Source organism: Rathayibacter sp. VKM Ac-2856 (assembly GCF_013205055.1).
Classification (GTDB): Bacteria; Actinomycetota; Actinomycetes; order Actinomycetales; family Microbacteriaceae; genus Rathayibacter.
This window is the reverse complement of record NZ_JABMLF010000003.1, coordinates 462,787-480,439: the sequence shown is the minus strand read 5'-3', so window position 1 is coordinate 480,439 and position 17,653 is coordinate 462,787. Positions and strand designations below refer to the sequence as shown.

Here is a 17,653-nt window from a genome sequence, read left to right as displayed (position 1 = left end):
CGCGGGACCGGGAATCGCGCAGGATGGAGGCATGGAGCCGACCGCCGACCGCTACCGCCGCGCCACCGTCGAGCTGGCGCAGACCTCCGAGCTGCAGGTCGAGTGGGCGCTCGCCGTCGCCGCCGACGACGCGCTGCTCGCCCTGATCGACGAGCTGCCGCCCGCGCACCGGCAGCCGTCGCTGCTGTTCTCGGTGGCGCGGCTGCTCGGGGCGCCGCCGTTCGACGGCCGGGGCTTCGCGGAGTGGCTGCGTCGGGAGTGGCCGCGGGTCGCGCCCGTCGCGGCGGATCGGCTCACCCAGACGAACGAGGCGCTGCGCTGCGCCCCGCTGGTCGCGGCGCTGGAGCGGATCACCGAGCCCGGAGAGCCGGTCGCGCTGGTCGAGATCGGCGCGTCGGCGGGGCTGTGCCTGGCGCCGGAGCGGTACTCGTACGCCTTCGCGGGGGCGGAGGGGACGTCGCGGCTGGGGCGCGGTGAGCCGGTGCTGGAGTGCGCGGTGACCGGGGGAGCGGCGCCGTCGAGGCTCCCGGTCGTCGCCTGGCGCCGCGGGCTGGACCTGCGGCCGCTCGACGTGCGCTCGGCCGAGGACCGCGCCTGGCTGGAGGCGCTGCTGCCGCCGGACCGGCCGGAGCGCACCGCGCGGCTCAGGGCCGCCGTCGCGACGCTGCGGGAGGACCGGCCCGAGATCGTCGCGGGCGACGCGGCCGAGGCGCTGCCGGGCGTGCTCGCCGCGGTGCCGCGCGGACTGCGGACGGTCGTGGTGTCGCTCGGGACGCTGGTGTACCTGCCGTGGGCCGCCCGCGAGCGCGTGCTGGCCGCGGTCGACGCGGCGGGCGCGAGCCTGGTGACCCTCGAGGCGGAGGCACTGCTGCCCGACCTGCGCGCACGGGCCGCCGCGCTGACGGCTCCGGAGCGCACGCCCTTCCTGCTCGCGGCCGACGGCGTGCCGCTCGCGTCCGCAGCGCCGCACGGCGGCCGCCTCTCCTGGCTCTCCTGAGATCCACCGTCGTCAGAACGGTGCGGGCACGTCGACGAAGCGGGGCCGCGGCAGCGGGTCGGGCGGTCGGCCCGGCAGCGGCGGCGGTCGGCTGCCGACGCGCCGGCCGGTCGGGGTCGTCCACACGATCGTCCCGTCGCCCTCCGTGACGTAGGTCCAGCGGTCGCCGTGCCGGAGGTGGTGGTGGCCGGTGCACAGCGACACGAGGTTCTCGAGCGAGGTCTCGCCGCCGTTGCGCCACTCGAGCGTGTGGTCGGCCTCGCTGGTCGCGGCGGGCCGCACGCAGCCGGCGAAGCGGCAGGTCTGATCGCGCAGCTGCAGGTGCAGGCGCATCCGAGCCGGGGGGACGCGCCGGGTGCGGCCGACGCAGACCACGGCACCGGTGTCCGGGTCCGTGAGGACGCGGGTGAAGGAGGCCGCAGTGCGGATCAGCTCGCGGGCGAGGGGCGCGGGGACGGGTCCGTAGCCGTCGAGGTCCGCGGGCGCGTCGTCGAGCCCGGCGGCCGTGGACGCGGCGAGGGTGAGCCGGACCTCGGCGCGGATGCCGGGCACGAACGTCGGATCGGGCCGGTCCTCGGGGTCGGGAGTGGTCCCGGCGATGTCGCCGTCGCAGAGCAGGTCGACCGCCGCGTCGGCGCTCAGCTGCCGCAGGGTGCGCGGATCGCCGTCGTCGCGGAGGCTGCGGGCGATGCGGCGCAGCCGGTCGTACGCGCCGGAGACGACGGGAGCCGCGGCGTGCAGGCACAGCGTCGCCATCCCGTCCACGTCGGGCGTCACCCAGACGGCGCGGTCCTCGCGGGCGCGGGCGTGCCGCTCGGCGAGAGGCTGCTCGTGCAGCTCCTCCCGCCAGCGGCGCAGGGCTCGGCGCAGCTGGGTGGTGCTCATCGAGGGCGCCGCCTCGGCGGCACGCTGGTCGAGCGCCGCGCGGGAGGCTTCAGGAAGGCTGCTCGCCGTTCTGCAGATCGCCTCGCCGACCTCCCAGAGGATCCGCGCGTCGCGGAGCAGTGCGCGGGTGAGGGGGAGGTGCTCCAGGAGCATCTGCGCGGTCTCGAGCCGGCGGGAGACCTCCTGCTCGGACACGCGGATGGAGGTCGCGAGCTCGGCGCGGAGGGAGCGCTCGACGAGGTCCCGGGTCTCGCTCCGCGAGGTGCCGCGGGCGAACGCCTCCGGAACCGTGAGTGCGATCCGGTAGCCGCGATGCAGCCCCTCCGCGACTCGGAGGCGCATCGGCGAGACGGCGCGCTCGGCGGCTGCCGCGCCCTCGAAGCAGTCGCGCACCTCCGCGAGTGCCGCCGCCGTCTCGTCCTCTGTCATACGCGTATTCAAGCAGGGACCACCGACAGCGGGGCGGGATCGCGGGCGGTCCGGGGAGAACGCCGTCGGGGCGGGGGCTGGGGAGGAGACGTGCTCCCGGATGTGCGGCGGTGGGGGGCCTCGATACGCCCCTCCGGGGCTACTCGACCAGCATGGTTCGGCGGCGTGCCTGCTTCATGCTGATCGAGTAGCGCGCGGAGCGCGCGTATCGAGATCCGACGCTTGCAGGCGTGGGTCTCGATACGCGCTGCCCGCTACTCGACCAGCATGGTGCGGCTGCGCGCTGCTCGACCAGCAAGGTGCGGCTGCGCGCTGCTCGACCGGCATGATGTGGCTGCGCGCTACTCGACCTGCAGAGGGCGCCGCTACAGGGCGTCGACGAAGAGCTGCGTCGCCTGCGGGACGTAGGAGGTGTTCGTCGCCGGGTCCCAGCCGACGAGGGCGACGACGTCGCCGCCGACGCGCGTCGTGATGCCGACGAGGGTGAACGGGGCGCCGCCGACGTCGCCGGTGACGGTCCAGCCGACGGCCTCGTCGGTGCCGGTGACGTCGGGCTCGGTCTGCTCGACGGTCGTCTGCACGGGGGTGCCCTGCAGGGCGAACAGCTCCGAGCCGTCGGCGCAGCGCTCGAGCGCGTCCTCGGCGGAGGCGACGAGCGCGGAGGCGGTGTCCGCGTCGCCGGTGCTCGTGACGACGGAGGTCATCGAGCGGTCGGCGCTGGTGCCGTAGGCGAGGCCCGCGTCGGCGAGCGTCTCGTCCGAGTCCCAGCCGACGCCGAACGGCGCGAGGCAGGTGGCGTCCGTCGCGGTCAGCCCCGGGTAGACCGAGCCGAGCATCTCCTCGGTGCTGGTGAACTCCGCGGGGACGAACTGGATGTCGTCGAAGATCGTCGCGAGCTCGGCGTCGGTGTGCTGCGGCAGCGCCTCGGCGGTGGGCTCGGGCTCGGCGGCGGCGGTGCAGCCGGCCAGGGCGAGCAGCAGGGCGCCCGCGAGGACGGCTCCGGCTCGGGTCGCGGTGGTGCGCGTCATGGTGGTTCCCCCTCTGCTCCGCCGCTGACTGGGCGGAGGCGGCCCGAGGCTAGCAGAGGCCTCGGACACCGCCGCCGCGCCCCTAGATCTCCGTGTGCCCGAGGTCCGCGTGCGCGAGCAGCCGGATCTCCGGCTCGGCGATCGACTCGAACTCGAGCACGACCACCTCGTTCCGCCCGACCCTCGTGACCGGCGACGGCACGATCAGCGTGCGCTGCGGCCCGCGCCGCCAGTAGCGCCCGAGCAGGAACCCGTTCACCCAGACCAGGCCCTTGCCCCAGTGCAGCGTGTCGAGGTGCAGGTCGGCCTGCGCGTCGAGCTCGAAGGCTCCGGAGGCGAGACCCGGCCCGGCCGCGAACGCGCCGGTCCCCGGCACCCGCCCGCACTCCGGCAGGCACTCGAGCGCCAACGGCCGCGCCACCCAGCCGCGCAGCTCCACGCCGTCCAGCCGCACTCCGCCGATGAGCCCCTTGTGCTCGCCGATCCGCTCGCCGTAGTTCACGCGCCCCTGGTCCTCGACCAGGATCGCCAGCTCGCCGGTGCCGCGCGGGAGCGTGATCGCCCGCTCGTGGTCGTCGCGCGCCAGCACGCCCACCGGGACGCCGTCGAGCAGCACCCAGGCGCGGTCGCGCACCTCCTCGCCGACCACGAGCCGGGCGGGAGCGGAGCCCGCCCGGAGCGTCGTCGAGAACAGCGCGAATCCGCTGGCCTGCCCGAGGTCGTCGAACGACGCCATCGACTCCAGCCGCACCGCCGGCCCGAAGACCGCGTCGAGCCCGAGCAGCGCCGGCCCCGGCACGAGCGGCGCGGTGAGCACCGGCGCCGGCGGCGAGACCGCGGGCACCTCCTCCGGCACCGGCGCGTAGCGCGCGATGACCTCGCGGAAGGCCCAGTACTTCTCGGTCGGGTCGCCGCTCTCGTTCAGCGGGGCGTCGTAGTCGTAGCTCGTGGTGATCGCGGCGTAGCGGCCCTTGTCGTTCGCGCCGCTGGTCAGGCCGAAGTTGGTGCCGCCGTGGAACATGTAGATGTTGACCGAGCCGCCGACCGCGAGCAGCGCGTCGAGCTCGCGCGCGGACGCCGCCGCGTCGGTGGTGTGGTGCTGGGTGCCCCAGTCGTCGAACCAGCCGCACCAGAACTCCATGCACATCAGCGGGCCGGTCGGCTGGAACTCGCGCAGCGTCGCGAGGCGCTCGGCCGTCCGCGAGCCGAACGAGCCGGTCAGGTGCAGGCCCGGGAGGCTGCCGTCGGCGAGCATCTGCGGCGTCGGCTGGTCGATCGTGGTGAGCGGCACCGTGATGCCGCTGTCGCGGGTCACGCGCACCAGCTCGGCCAGGTACTCCTTGTCGGAGCCGTACGCGCCGTACTCGTTCTCGATCTGCACGAGCACGACCGGCCCGCCCGCATCGATCTGGCGGGGCGCCACGATCGCGGAGATCCGGCGCAGGTAGTCGCTGACCGCCGCGAGGTAGTGGGGCTCGGAGCGGCGGACGCCCACCTCGGGGTCGCGGAGCAGCCAGGAGGGCAGGCCGCCGTTGTCCCACTCCGCGCAGATGTAGGGGCCGGGGCGCACGATCGCGTGCAGGCCCTCGGCGGCGATCAGGTCGAGGAAGCGGCCGAGGTCGAGCCCGGCGTCCTCGCGCCAGGCTCCGCGCTGCGGCTCGTGCGCGTTCCAGGCGACGTAGGTCTCGATGGTGTTCAGGCCCATCAGCCGGGCCTTGCGGATCCGGTCGGCCCAGAGGTCCGGGTGGATCCGGAAGTAGTGCAGCGCCCCCGACAGGATGCGGTGCGGCCTGCCGTCGAGCTCGAAGTCGGTCGCGCCGATGGCGAAGCGGCTCTCGCGCGCGATGGTCGACGCGGCGCTCGACGCGGCGCTCGACGCGGCCTGCGGAGCGGTGCTCTCGGGAGCGGTGGTCATGCGGGATCCCCCTCAGGATCGGTGGGACGGGTCGAGGCCGGCCGGAGTGGTTCCGACCGGCCTCGAACGCCGCGCGTGCTACTCGGAGACCGTGAAGCCCTGAGCGTTGCCGTACTCGACGAGCTTGTCCTGCCAGGCGGCGATGCCGTCGTCGAGGCTGGTCTGGTTGGCGTACGCCTGGCCGACCGTGTCGCCGAAGACGCTGTTCGCGTAGACCTGGAAGGGCAGGTACGACCAGCCCGGACGGACGTCCGTCGAGGCCTGCGTCAGCACCTCGTTGATCTTCTGGCCGCCGAAGTACTCCGACTCGGCGCCGGTGAAGTCCGGGCTGCTGAGGTCGGCCGAGGTCGACGGGAATCCGCCGCTCTCGAGGAAGACGTCGACCGAGGCCTCGTCGCTGTTCAGCCAGCGCAGGAACGCGGCGGCCAGCGCCGGGTTCTCGCTCTGCTTGGTGACCGACTGGCCGCCGCCGCCGTTCTCGGCGCTGACGGCGGTGCCGTCATAGGTCGGGATGGGCGCGACGGCCCAGTCACCGGAGGCGTCGGGGACGCTGGACTCGAGCACGCCGGGCATCCACGCACCGGTGATCAGCGACGCGATCGAGCCGTCGCCGAGGCCCTTGTACCACTCGTCGCCCCACGCGGGGGTGTCGGAGAGGAGGCCGCCCTCGACGAGCTGGTTCCAGACGCCGGTCCACTTCTCGGTGCCCTCGTCCTTCAGGTTCACGGTGACGTCCGTGCCGTCGGTCGTGAAGGGCTCGCCGCCCGCCTGCCAGATCATGCTGGTGGCGAAGCCGGCGTCGCCGGTGTCGGCGGTGATGAACTTCGACGGGTCGGCCGCCTGGAGCGCCTTCGCCGCGGCGATGTACTCGTCCCAGGTGGTGGGGACGGAGATGCCGTACTGGTCGAAGACCGTCTTGTTGTAGAACATCGCCATGGGGCCCGAGTCCTGCGGGAGGCCGACGAGCTTGCCGTCGATGTTCACGCTGCCCCAGGTGGACGCCGAGAACTTGTCCTCGAGGTCGTCCATCCCGTACTGCGAGAGGTCGAGCAGCGAGTCCGACAGCGCGAACTGCGGCATGGCGTAGTACTCGATCTGGACGACGTCGGGGGCGCCCGAGCCGGCCTTGATCGCGTTCTCGAGCTTGGTGTACTCGTCCTTGTTCGTGCCGGCGTTGACCAGCTCGACGTCGACCTTGGGGTACGCCTCCTCGAACGCGGCGACCTGCGCCTCGGCGCTCGGGGTCCAGCTCCAGTAGGTGATCTTTCCGCCGGCCTCGAGGGCCGCGTCGAGGTCGGCCGCGGTGCCGGAGGCGCTCGTGCCGCCGCCGGTGGTGCCGCCGGACGAGCAGGCGGCGAGCGAGCCCGCGGCGAGTGCCGCTGCCGCGACGACCGTCAGGGTCCGCCGGAGGGCGGAGTGGGCGATCTTCATGGTGGTTCCCTTCACTTCTTCGTGCTGTGGGGTGGTGGTGGTGCGGGGCAGGACGCTCCGACCGAGGGGTGGGTTCGTGGGGGCGTCAGCCCTTGACGCTGCCGGCGCTGAGGCCGGACTGCCAGAAGCGCTGCAGGCCGAGGAAGGCGACGACGATCGGGATGATCGTCAGCAGCGAGCCGGTGATGACCAGGTTGTAGATCGGTTGCGCGCTGACGCCGGTGGCCTGCGCGTTCCACTGGTTGAGGCCGACCGTGAGCGGGTACCACTGCGGGTCGCTCAGCATGATCAGGGGGAGGAAGTAGTTGTTCCAGGTCGCGACGACCGAGAACAGCAGCACGGTCACGATGCCGGGGGCGAGCAGGCGGATCGAGATGGTGAAGAAGGTGCGGAACTCGCCCGCGCCGTCCATCCGGGCCGCCTCGAGCAGCTCGGTGGGCACCGACTCGACCGCGTAGACCCAGACCAGGTAGAGGCCGAAGGGGCTGATCAGCGAGGGGATGATGATCGCCCACGGGGTGTTGGTGAGGCCGAGCTGGCTGAACATCAGGAAGGTCGGGACGGCGAGCGCGGTGCCGGGGACGGCGATCGCGCCGAGGACGACCGCGAAGACCGCCTTGCGCCCGGCGAAGCGGAACTTCGCGAGGCCGTAGCCGGCGAGGGTCGCGAGCAGCGTCGCGCCGCCCGCTCCGACGACCACGTAGAGCAGCGTGTTGCCGAGCCAGCGGAGGAAGATGCCGTCGCGGTAGGTGAGCGTCTCGGCGATGTTCTGGAAGAGGACGAAGTCGCCGTCGAACCAGAGGCCGAAGCTCGAGAACAGGCCGGCCTGGGTCTTGGTCGCGTTGATCACGAGCCAGGCGAGCGGCACGAGGCTGTAGAGGATGAACGCCGACATCAGGAGCGTGAAGGCGATCGACTTCTTCGGGGCGACCGAGGAGCCGCGGCGGGCCGGGCGCACGGCCCGGGCGGGCTTCGTGGGGCGGGGAGCGGTTGCGATGGCCATCAGTTCTCCTTGCGCGCGCCGCGGAGCTGCACGACGTAGGCGATCACCGCGGTGATCACGCCCATGACGATGGCGACCGTGGCCGACGCGTTGTACTGCTGACCCGCGAAGGACAGGTTGTAGGCGTACATGTTCGGCGTGAAGTAGGTGGTGATGATGTTCGGCGCGAGCGTCCGGAGGATGTTCGGCTCGTTGAACAGCTGGAAGCTGCCGATGATCGAGAAGATCGAGGCGATCACGATGGCGCCGCGCAGGGCGGGCAGCTTGATCGAGCGGATGACGCGCAGCGGGCCGGCGCCGTCGATCTCGGCGGCCTCGTAGAGCTCGCCCGGGATGGTCTTCAGCGCGGAGTAGAAGATCAGCATGTTGTAGCCGACGAACTCCCACGTGACGATGTTGCCGATCGAGACCAGGATCCAGTCGCGCGAGAACGGCGCGATCAGGTCGGAGCCGAGCAGGTCGTTGACGTTGGCGGTGAGGCCGAAGTTGTCGCCGTAGATGAAGCCCCACATCAGCACCGCGACGACGGCGGGGACCGCGTAGGGGAGGAAGACCACGATGCGGAAGAAGCCGGTGCCGTGCAGGCGGCCGCTGTCGATCGCGAGGGCCGCGACGAGCGCGAGCACCAGCATCACGGGGACCTGCACGACGAGGAACAGCAGGACGCGGCCGAAGCCCTCCCAGAAGTTCGGGTCGCGGAAGATCGCGAGGTAGTTGTCGAAGCCGACGAACGCGTTGCCGCCGATGAGCTGCTCGCGGAAGAGGCTGAGCCAGATCGAGTAGATCACCGGTGCGATGAAGACGAGCAGGAAGACCACGAGGAAGGGGGCCACGAAGGCCAGGCCCTTCCACTCGCTCTTAGCCCGGCTGCGCGGCACGGCCAGCGGTGCGGCCGGCGGAGTGACCTCGCGCAGAGGTACAGGGGGAGACGTCGTCGTCATCGGCGGGATTCCGTTCGGGGTCGGTTCCGCCATGTTCACGTCAACATGGCAGAACGCCACCGTAGCATGGCGACGTCAACACGCGCACGGTCCGTTAGGTTTCGGTGGAGAAACGATGTTCCGCCGCCGGCGCGGGACTCGTGGAGGGACGTCATGGCGATCGAGACGAACGCGGTGTCCGCCGTTCCGCGACGGCGGGGCGTGTCGATGGCCGACGTCGCGCGTCGAGCGAACGTGTCCGGGCAGACCGTGTCGCGGGTGTCGAACGGCAAGCAGAACGTCGACACCGAGACGCGGGAGCGCGTCCTCGAGGCGATGCGCGAGCTGGGCTACCGGCCCAACAGCGCCGCCCGGGCGCTGCGCACCGGCCGCTTCCACAGCATCGGCGTGATCATGTTCACGCTGTCCTCCTTCGGCAACATGCGCACCCTCGACGCCATCGCGATCGCGGCGGCCGACGCCGGCTACTCGATCACCCTCATCCCCGTGCCGCACCCGACCCAGGGCGAGGTCTCGGTCGCGTTCCACCGGCTGAGCGAGGAGGCGGTGGACGGCGTGATCATCGTCGTCGAGGCGCACCTGCTCGACGAGGCCGACATCGTCCTGCCGCCGGACCTGCCCGTCGTGGTCGTCGACTCCGCGGGTGGCGACCGCTACCCCGTCGTCGACACCGACCAGGTGTCCGGCGCGCGCCAGGCCGTCGAGCACCTGCTCGAGCTCGGCCACCGCACCGTGCACCACATCGCCGGGCCCGAGCGCTCGTACTCGGCGGAGCGGCGCCGCGAGACCTGGGAGTCGACGCTGCGCGCGCAGGGCGCCCCGGTGCCCGAGGTGCTCGTCGGCGACTGGTCGAGCGCCTCCGGCCACCGGATCGGGCGGATGCTGGCCGCCGATCCGTCCGTGACCGCGATCTTCGCCGCCAACGACCAGATGGCGCTCGGCGTGCTGCGCGCCCTGCACGACGCCGGTCGCGCCGTGCCGGGCGAGGTCAGCGTGGTCGGCTTCGACGACATGGAGGAGTCGGCGAGCTTCTGGCCGCCGCTCACCACCGTGCACCAGTCCTTCGGCGACACCGGGCGGCGCTCGGTCGACATCCTGCTGCGCGAGCTCGAGTCGGGCGAGCGCTCCGGCGTGACGCTGACGCCGACGGAGCTCGTCGTGCGCGAGAGCACGGGGCCGGCGCCGCGCTGAGGCGTGCCGCGGGCGATGCCGAGGCCCGCCGCGGGCGATACTGTGAGGCTTCTCACCCGTCCCCGCTAAGGAGCTCCCATGTCGGTCGGCCTGCTCGCCGTCGTCGATGACATCCTCACCGCCGCCCTGAAGGCGAGCGCGAAGACCGCCGGTGTCGTCATCGACGACGCGGCCGTCACTCCGCAGTACGTCCAGGGGCTGACCCCGGCGCGCGAGCTGCCCGTGGTCGGGCGGATCGCGCTCGGCAGCCTCGTCAACAAGTTCGTCATCATCATCCCGATCGCGCTGCTGCTGTCGTCGTTCGCGCCCTGGGTGCTGCCGTACCTGCTGATCGTCGGCGGCGCGTTCCTCTGCTTCGAGGGCGCGGAGAAGGTGCTCGAGTGGTTCGGCGTGCACCACGCGGCGGGCGAGACGGAGGCGCGCGACGAGAAGAAGCTCGTCTTCGGCGCCGTCCGCACCGACCTCATCCTCAGCACCGAGATCATGCTGATCGCCCTCGACGGTCTGGACGCCGACCTCGGCTTCGGCGGGACGCTCGGGGCGCTCGCCGTGGTCGGCCTGGGCATGACGCTGCTCGTCTACGGCGCGGTCGCCCTGCTGGTCAAGATCGACGACGTCGGCCTGCGGCTGATGAAGAACGCGGCGCGCGGCGTCCGGCGCTTCGGCGTGCGCATCGTCGCGTCGATGCCGGCCGTCTTCCGCACGATCAGCATCATCGGCACGCTCGCGATGCTCTGGGTCGGCGGCCACCTCGTCACGGCGAACCTGGCCGAGACCTTCTGGCACGGACCCTACGACCTCGTGCACGTCGTCACCCACGCGGTGGAGGGCGCCGGCCCCGTCGTCGTCTGGATCGCCGACACCTTCGTCTCGATGATCTTCGGCCTCGTCCTCGGCCTCGTCGTCGTCGCCGCCGTGACCGGCGTCCGCCGCCTCCTCCACCGCGGCGAGCCGGCCGCGTCCCACTGACCCGCCCGCGGTCGCTCGCCCCCCCATGCTGGTCGAGTAGCGCGCGAAGCGCGCGTATCGAGACCCACGTGTGCAGACGCCGGGTCTCGATACGCCGCTCCGCGGCTACTCGACCAGCATGAGCAGGCCCCACTCCGCGTCCGCTCGCGCGACGCCCCGCCCCCGACTGGACGCGCGCGGGGCCCTGCGGGGGCCGCAGGCCCCACTCCGCGTCCGTTCGCGTGAAGCCCCACCTGCGACTGGACGCGCGCGGGCCTCTGCGAGGGACGCAGCCCCCATTCCGCGTCCGTTCGCGCCCCCCCCATGCTGGTCGAGTAGCGCGCAGAGCGCGCGTATCGAGACCCACGTATGCAGGCGGGTTGGTCTCGATACGCCGCTCCGCGGCTACTCGACCAGCATGTGCCGGCCGCAGACCCCACTCCGCGTCCGTTCGCGTGAAGCCTCGCCCACGACCGGACGCGCGCAGGCCTCTGCGAGGGCCGCAGGCCCCGCTCCGCGTCCGTTCGCATGAAGCCGCGCCCGCCACTGGACGCGTGCGGGGCTTTGTGAAGAGGTCAGGCCCCGCCACGCGTCCGCTCGCGGCCCCCCATGCTGGTCGAGTAGCGCGCAGAGCGCGCGTATCGAGACCCACGTGTGCAGGCGGGTGGGTCTCGATACGCCGCTCCGCGGCTGCTCGACCAGCATGGATCGGCCCGCGCCCGCGGCGGACCGTGCCGATCGAGCAGCCCTGCAGGGGCGTATCGAGATCCGGCGCCCTCAGCGCTCCAGGTGCGCGTACTCCGGCAGCTCGATCGCATCGGCCGGCGGCGTGAAGAACCGGCCCATCGTCCGCCCGATCACCGGGGTCGCCGCGACCTTCACCGCGAGCCCGAACGCCGCGACGCCGAGCCGCGACACCGGGTTCGCCACGCGCGGCACCCCCGGCGGCAGCTGCTGCGCCTGCGTCACGTACGGCCGCATGAGCCGCTCGTAGCCCGAGAAGCCGTCGCGCGGATCCACGTGCGCCGCGAGCTCGCCGGCGAGGACGTACGCGCCCGCGAGCGACAGGCTCGTCCCCATCCCGCTGACCGGCGAGGCGCAGTAGGCGGCGTCGCCGACCAGGCCGACCCGTCCGCTCGACCAGCGCGGGGCGTGCACCTGTCCGATCTGCTCGTAGTAGAGGTCGTCGGCCTCGTCGAGTCCGCGGAGGACGCGCTGCGCCTCCCAGCCGGCGTCGCCGAAGACGGCGCGCAGGTGCGCGCGCTGCTCGTCGATCGAGCGGCGCTCGGTGCTCGCGCGGTCGAGCCGGCGGTCGATGACCTGCGAGAGCGCGACGCGGAGCGTGCCGTGCGGATCCGGGCGGAGGGTGATGCTGCGTCCGCCGGCCGCGCTGTACCAGCGCCACCAGTCGTCGTCCGCGGCGGTGCGAGGGATCGTGGCGTAGGAGGTCTCGAGGCCGAGCGAGCGGATCTCCGGCTCGTCGCCGAAGACCAGCCGACGGGTGCTCGAGCCGATGCCGTCGGCGGCGACGACGAGGTCGAAGCGCTCCTCGGAGGCGTTCTCGAAGGAGACCGTGACGCCCGCGCCGCCGTGGTCGTCGAGCCTGGTGATGCGGTCGCCGAAGCGGTATTCGGTGTGCTCGGCGGTGCGCTCGACCAGGAGTCTCGCGAGGTCGCCGCGGAGGATCTCGAGCTCGGCGGTGGCGCCGCCGCTGTCGGAGGTGCCGGCCGGGAACTCGGCGAGCGTGCGTCCGTCGCGGCCGACGAAGCGGGTGCCGACCTCGCCGGTGGTCGCGGCGCGGACGTCGTCCTCGAGGCCCATCCGGCGCGCGACCTCGCGGCCGGCGCCGCGGACGTCGACGTTCTGCCCGCCGAGCCGCAGCGCGGGGGCGCGCTCGACGATCGTGGTCTCGACGCCGTAGCGGTGCAGCCAGAACGCGAGGGCGGGCCCGGCGATGCTGGCACCGGAGATCAGGACACGGGTCATGGTTGCCGCCTTCGTTGATAATCAATGAGATTGGCAATGTACACGAGTACCCTGGGGTGATGACCTCCGAAGCACCCGATCTCGGCATCCGCACCCGCGTGCGCCAGGTGACGGAGCGGCAGAAGCTCTTCGAGCAGTCGCTGACCCGCGCGCTCGCGGTCGACGCCGTCGGGCTCGACGCGATGACGCACCTGATGTCCGCCGGTCCGCTGACGCCGACCGAGCTGGCCGGCCGCCTCGGCGTCTCGACCGCGGCGACGACCCTCGTGCTGAACCGCCTCGAGGCGGCCGGACACGTCCGCCGCGAACGCCACCCGACCGACGGCCGCAAGCTGATCGTGACCGCCGCGGACGAGTCCGTCCGGCGCGCGCAGGAGCGGGTCGCCCCGCTGATCGCGGGTGTCGAGGCGGCGGTCGCCGACCTCGACGCGGCCGAGCGCGCGACGGTGCAGGCCTTCCTCGACCGCCTGCTCGCGGTCTACGACGACGCGACGCGCTGACGCGCGTCCGCTCGCGCGCCCCCTGCTGATCGAGTAGCGCGCGGAGCGCGCGTATCGAGATCCGACGTCTGCAGACGTGGGTCTCGATACGCCGCCGGAGGCGGCTACTCGACCAGCATGGACGGGGTGCGGGCCCCGTTCCGCGTCCGCTCGCGTGGAGCGGCGCCTGCGACTGGACACGCGCGCGGGGCCCGGCGAGGGGCGCAGCGCCCGCCACGCGTCCGCTCGCGCGCCCCATGCTGGTCGAGTAGGCCGCGGAGCGGGCGTATCGAGACCCACGTGTGCGGGCGGGTAGGTCTCGATACGCCGCCGGAGGTGGCTACTCGACCAGCGTGGACGGGCTGCGGCCCCACCCCGCGTCCGTTCGCGGGTCCCATGCTGATCGAGTAGCGCGCGGAGCGCGCGTATCGAGATCCGACGTCTGCAGACGTGGGTCTCGATACGCCGCCGGAGGCGGCTACTCGACCAGCATGAACGGGGCGCGGGCCCATTCCGCGTCCGCTCGCGCGACCCATGCTGGTCGAGTAGGCCGCGGAGCGGGCGTATCGAGACCCGCGTGTGCAGGCGGGTGGGTCTCGGTACGCCGCCGGAGGCGGCTGCTCGACCAGCAGGGACGGGCCGCGGCGTCAGCAGGTGCGGGCGCCGTAGGCGGCCGGGATCACCGTGGTGACGGGGGCGCCGTCGACGGTGGCCGTCGCCGTGACGGTGGCCTGGCCGGCGGGCACCGAGGCGGCGCGCGTCGAGAAGGCGGCGGAGGCGTTCTTGCCGGGCAGGACGCCGGTGAACTCCTTCGAGCCCCAGGCCGAGGCGACGGTCATCGAGACGGGGACCGACGCGTTGTTCTGCGCCGTGACCGTCAGGACGACCTTGCCGGCGATGCAGCGGGTCGACGCCGTCACCGCGACGGCGAGGGCGGCGGGCGCCTTCAGCGTCGCGGTCACCGTCGTCGTCCGCGTGAGCGTGCCGTCGGCCGAGGTGACCGCGATCGTGCCGACTCCGCCGTTCGCGGTGGTCGGCTGCGTCACGCGCACCCGGGCCGCCGAGTCGGTGGCCACCGCGGTGAGCACCGGCATCGTCGTGCCCTCGACGGTCACCGCGTACGAGGTGCGGGCCGCGTCGAAGCCGGCGACGCCCACTCCGTTCACGCGCAGGGCACCGAGGGTGGCGACCGCGGCGGGCGACGCGACGGCCTCGTACAGCTTCGTCTCGGAGACGATGAGGTGCGTGTTCGCGTAGGCGTTCATCACGACGCGGAACGCCGTGGCGGTCACCGGCGCGAAGGTCGCGGACAGCGTCGGCGCGGTGCCGTCGGCCGGCGAGGCCAGCGGGACGGCCGTCTCGTAGCCGGGGACCGAGGTCCACGCTCCGCCCGTGCCGCCCTGGTACTGCAGCTGGTAGGTCTGCGCCCAGCTGGTGCCGCCGTCGCGCTGGAACTGCACCGACACCTGCTGCACCTGGCGCGCGGCGGGGAAGGTGTAGGTCAGGCTGCTCTGCGCGGCCTTGGTGCCGCTGGTCCAGTTCGACCAGCCCTTGTCGCCGTCGACGCCGTTGCGGGTGCGCTCCGGTCCGAAGCCCGACTCGGACGAGCTCGCCGTCGCGACGATGCCCGCGTCCGGATTGAAGTTCCGCAGCGTGCCCGAGGTGACGAGCACCGTCAGCACGGCCGGCAGCGACTGGCCGTCCGCGGTCGCCGTGCCCGTGATCGTCACCGATCCGGGCGCGGCGAGCGATGCGGTGGTCAGCGGCGTCCAGTCCCAGGCGACCGGCACCGCGAAGGTGCTGGTGGAGGCGCCGACGCGGGCCGGCACGGTCGCGGGGGCCGCTGCCTTCACAGCGGCGACGGAGGCTCCCGACGCGACGGTGATCGACGCCGGGTCCGCGGCGGTGAGGCCGCCGACGTCGACGAGCGCGGTGACGGGGATCGACTGGCCGAACAGGTCGGTCGCGGTGCCGGTCACCTCGACGCGGCCGGCGGTGCCGTAGGCCGAGTCGGCCGGGCGCTGCCAGGTGACGGCGATCGGAGCCCCGGTGCCCCAGGCGTACTGCGGGGCGATCGAGGCGGGCAGGGTCGGAGCGACGCCCACGGCGGTGCGGACGGCGACCGTCTGCGTCGCGGTCGGCGCGAGGTCGCGCAGGGTCCAGGACTGGTTCGCTCCGCCGTTCGAGCCGTAGACGCCGACGGTGGTGTTCTCGGCGCTGGACTGGCCGTTGACGTCGAGCGAGAGGCCGATCGACTCGTTGACCAGCGTGTACGCGGTGCCGTCGGTGGTGCTGACGATCCAGCGGGTCGCGGCGCTCGCCTTCGCGGCGTCGACGGAGAGCGTGCGCAGGTCGGTGCCGGCGCTCGTCGCTCCGAGCACGCGGCCGTCGACGTTCTGCAGCACGACGCGGCGGGTGGCCTCGCGCTCGCCCGGGGCGACCTCGTGCACGGTCCAGGTCTGCTTCGCGGCGGTGGCGGAGTCGGTGGCGAGGGTGCTGATCGTGGTCGCGGCGCCGGTGGGGTTGCCGGTCAGCGCCTTGCCGCTCTGCGTGCCGACCAGCTGGTAGCGGTGGCCGTCGCGGAGCGCGGGAGCGGAGTCGGCGACGCCGGAGACGCCGTCGATCGAGAAGGAGGTGACCGACTTGGCGGGCACCGTGACGGTCGCGGTGCGCGACTCCCGGTCGATCGCGACCGCGGGCTTCGCGACGAGCGCGTTGCCGGTGGGTGCGGCGGCCGAGGCGGCCTGGGTGGTGACGTAGGGGGTGACGGTGGCGCCGTCGGCGATCGCGCCGAAGCGGGAGAGGTCGATCACGACGGTCTTCGCCGTCGCACCGGCGTTGGTGTGCACGAGGGTCGCGCCCGAGCCGTCGCCGCGGACGGCGGCGGTGGAGGACGTGTCGTTCGTGGGCATCAGGTGGTCGCCCTCGTGGACGAACTTGGTGAAGTTGCGGATCGTGTTGAACTTCGAGTTCGTCTCGACGCCGCAGACCGGGGCCTTCGTCGAGTCTCCGCCGGCGTCCGCGACGCGACGGGCCGACTTCCAGACCTCGGCTCCGCCCTCCTGGTACGGCGTGCAGTCGAGGTCGATGAAGATCGAGCCCCAGTTGAGGTTCTCGCCCTTCGGGCTCATGTTGTAGAGGTCCTCGACCGGCTGCCAGAGCACCCAGGCCTTCGGCTCGAGCTCGCGCAGGTCGTCGTTGATGCGGCCGGCGATGCCGAGGCCGTTCTCGATGTTCACCGGGTCGTAGCCCGCGACCCAGTTGCCCTCGATCTCGCTCATCCAGAGGTCCTTGTCGGCCTGCTTGGCGAGGTCGCGCACCGCGAGGCGGTCCGAGGTGCCGTAGGTGTGCACGTTCATCCGGTCGACCTCGGCGCGGACGGCGGCGGAATAGGCGGCCCAGTTGGTCTTGAAGATGCTGGGGTTGGTCTCGTCCATCGCCGCGATGCCGGCGTCGCTCGTCGAGGCCTCGAGGGCCGCGGCGACGTCGGGGATCAGGTCGGCCTGGCGGGTCGGGCCCATGTGCATGCCCTCCTGCCGTCCGCCCGTCGGGACGCCGTTGGTGAGCTGCGTGCCCCAGTAGTTCGTGTTCGGCTCGTTGAAGGGGTCGAGGGTGTCGAACTCGATGCCGTACTCGTCCTCCATGTGCGCGGTGACGGTCGCTAGGTACTCGGCGAACTGCGCCTCCGCAGCGGGCTTCAGCTGCTCGCTCGAGGCGTTGAAGCCGCCGGAGACGTAGCCGCTCTCGGTCATGAAGTAGGGGGCGGAGTTGGCGAACGCCTCCCAGTGCGAGATCTGCTGCTCCTCGGCGAGCTTCTCCACCCACCAGCGCTGCGTCTCGTCGCTGGTCCAGTCGTAGGAGGAGGCGTCGCCGGCGTCCCACTTCGCCAGCAGGGCGTCGCGGTCGGCGTAGTTCGTGCTGGTGCCGCCGTAGGTCGCGGCGTCGCCGGTCGGGTTCTGCTTCCACCAGCCCTCGACGGCGCCGCCGGGGCGGAGGTAGTCCTTCACGTCGGAGGCGTTGCCGCCGCCGACGTTGTAGCGGGCGATGTTCAGGTCGAGGCCCTCGTCGCCGAAGACCTTCTGGTAGAGCTCCTCGCGCAGCGCCTCGGGGTAGTTCCCGGTGGCGTTGGCGAACCAGACGAGGCTCGTGCCCCAGCCCTCGAAGGACTCGCCGGCGGCGGCGGGGTTGGGGGTGATGCGGAAGGCGTCCGCGGCCTGCGCAGGGGCGGCGGCCGCGGGGAGGGCGAGCAGCGCTCCGGCGGCGAGGGCGGCGCTGGTGGCGACCGCGGCGAGCCGGGCGGCCCGGCGCTTCGAGCGCCGGTGATCGCGGCTGTCAGTGGACATCGACATTGATGCTGTCTCTCTTTCGCCAGTGAAAGGGGGAGGTGTTCACGTGAACACGACCGTGGCCTCCCAACCTA

General features: G+C 72.7%; 12 protein-coding genes. 4 read left to right on the top strand and 8 right to left on the bottom strand.

Going from position 1 to position 17,653, the window contains the following annotated elements:
• The first annotated feature begins 31 nt into the window (after window positions 1–31).
• Window positions 32–997 (top strand): DUF2332 domain-containing protein, encoded by a 966-nt coding sequence (locus tag HQQ82_RS12635; protein ID WP_173233683.1) that lies wholly within the window; start codon window positions 32–34, stop codon window positions 995–997.
• A gap of 12 nt (window positions 998–1,009) precedes the next feature.
• On the opposite strand, the gene HQQ82_RS12630 is transcribed toward HQQ82_RS12635, so the two are convergent.
• The 6 genes from HQQ82_RS12630 to HQQ82_RS12605 all read right to left on the bottom strand — a co-directional run bounded on the left by HQQ82_RS12630 (window position 1,010) and on the right by HQQ82_RS12605 (window position 8,629).
• Window positions 1,010–2,311, bottom strand: coding sequence for an HNH endonuclease signature motif containing protein (locus tag HQQ82_RS12630; RefSeq protein WP_173233681.1), 1,302 nt, complete (start codon window positions 2,309–2,311; stop codon window positions 1,010–1,012).
• A 365-nt stretch (window positions 2,312–2,676) separates the two neighbouring features.
• Complete coding sequence (locus HQQ82_RS12625) at window positions 2,677–3,339, bottom strand: hypothetical protein (protein ID WP_173233679.1); 663 nt, start codon at window positions 3,337–3,339, stop codon at window positions 2,677–2,679.
• Between the two features lie 82 nt (window positions 3,340–3,421).
• Window positions 3,422–5,254, bottom strand: a complete 1,833-nt coding sequence (locus HQQ82_RS12620) for a beta-galactosidase family protein (RefSeq protein ID WP_173233677.1) — start codon at window positions 5,252–5,254, stop codon at window positions 3,422–3,424.
• Between the two features lie 78 nt (window positions 5,255–5,332).
• On the bottom strand, window positions 5,333–6,685 hold the full coding sequence (locus tag HQQ82_RS12615) for a sugar ABC transporter substrate-binding protein (protein WP_173233675.1): 1,353 nt from the start codon (window positions 6,683–6,685) through the stop codon (window positions 5,333–5,335).
• Window positions 6,686–6,770: 85 nt separating this feature from the next.
• The gene (locus HQQ82_RS12610) at window positions 6,771–7,580 is read right to left on the bottom strand and encodes a carbohydrate ABC transporter permease (protein ID WP_159423737.1); all 810 of its coding nucleotides are present in this window, start codon (window positions 7,578–7,580) and stop codon (window positions 6,771–6,773) included.
• Between the two features lie 107 nt (window positions 7,581–7,687).
• On the bottom strand, window positions 7,688–8,629 hold the full coding sequence (locus tag HQQ82_RS12605; RefSeq protein WP_173233671.1) for a carbohydrate ABC transporter permease: 942 nt from the start codon (window positions 8,627–8,629) through the stop codon (window positions 7,688–7,690).
• 153 nt (window positions 8,630–8,782) lie between these two features.
• On the opposite strand from HQQ82_RS12605, the gene HQQ82_RS12600 reads away from it, so the two are divergent.
• Entirely contained in the window at window positions 8,783–9,820 is a 1,038-nt protein-coding gene (locus HQQ82_RS12600) for a LacI family DNA-binding transcriptional regulator (RefSeq protein ID WP_173233669.1), read from the top strand.
• A gap of 78 nt (window positions 9,821–9,898) precedes the next feature.
• On the top strand, window positions 9,899–10,789 hold the full coding sequence (locus HQQ82_RS12595) for a DUF808 domain-containing protein (protein WP_173233667.1): 891 nt from the start codon (window positions 9,899–9,901) through the stop codon (window positions 10,787–10,789).
• A gap of 756 nt (window positions 10,790–11,545) precedes the next feature.
• Here HQQ82_RS12595 and HQQ82_RS12590 read toward each other — a convergent pair.
• Complete coding sequence (locus HQQ82_RS12590) at window positions 11,546–12,754, bottom strand: FAD-dependent monooxygenase (protein ID WP_173233665.1); 1,209 nt, start codon at window positions 12,752–12,754, stop codon at window positions 11,546–11,548.
• Between the two features lie 59 nt (window positions 12,755–12,813).
• On the opposite strand from HQQ82_RS12590, the gene HQQ82_RS12585 reads away from it, so the two are divergent.
• On the top strand, window positions 12,814–13,254 hold the full coding sequence (locus tag HQQ82_RS12585; RefSeq protein WP_173233663.1) for a MarR family winged helix-turn-helix transcriptional regulator: 441 nt from the start codon (window positions 12,814–12,816) through the stop codon (window positions 13,252–13,254).
• Between the two features lie 626 nt (window positions 13,255–13,880).
• On the opposite strand, the gene HQQ82_RS12580 is transcribed toward HQQ82_RS12585, so the two are convergent.
• Window positions 13,881–17,576, bottom strand: coding sequence for a glycoside hydrolase (locus HQQ82_RS12580; RefSeq protein WP_216848538.1), 3,696 nt, complete (start codon window positions 17,574–17,576; stop codon window positions 13,881–13,883).
• Between the last annotated feature and the right edge of the window lie 77 nt (window positions 17,577–17,653).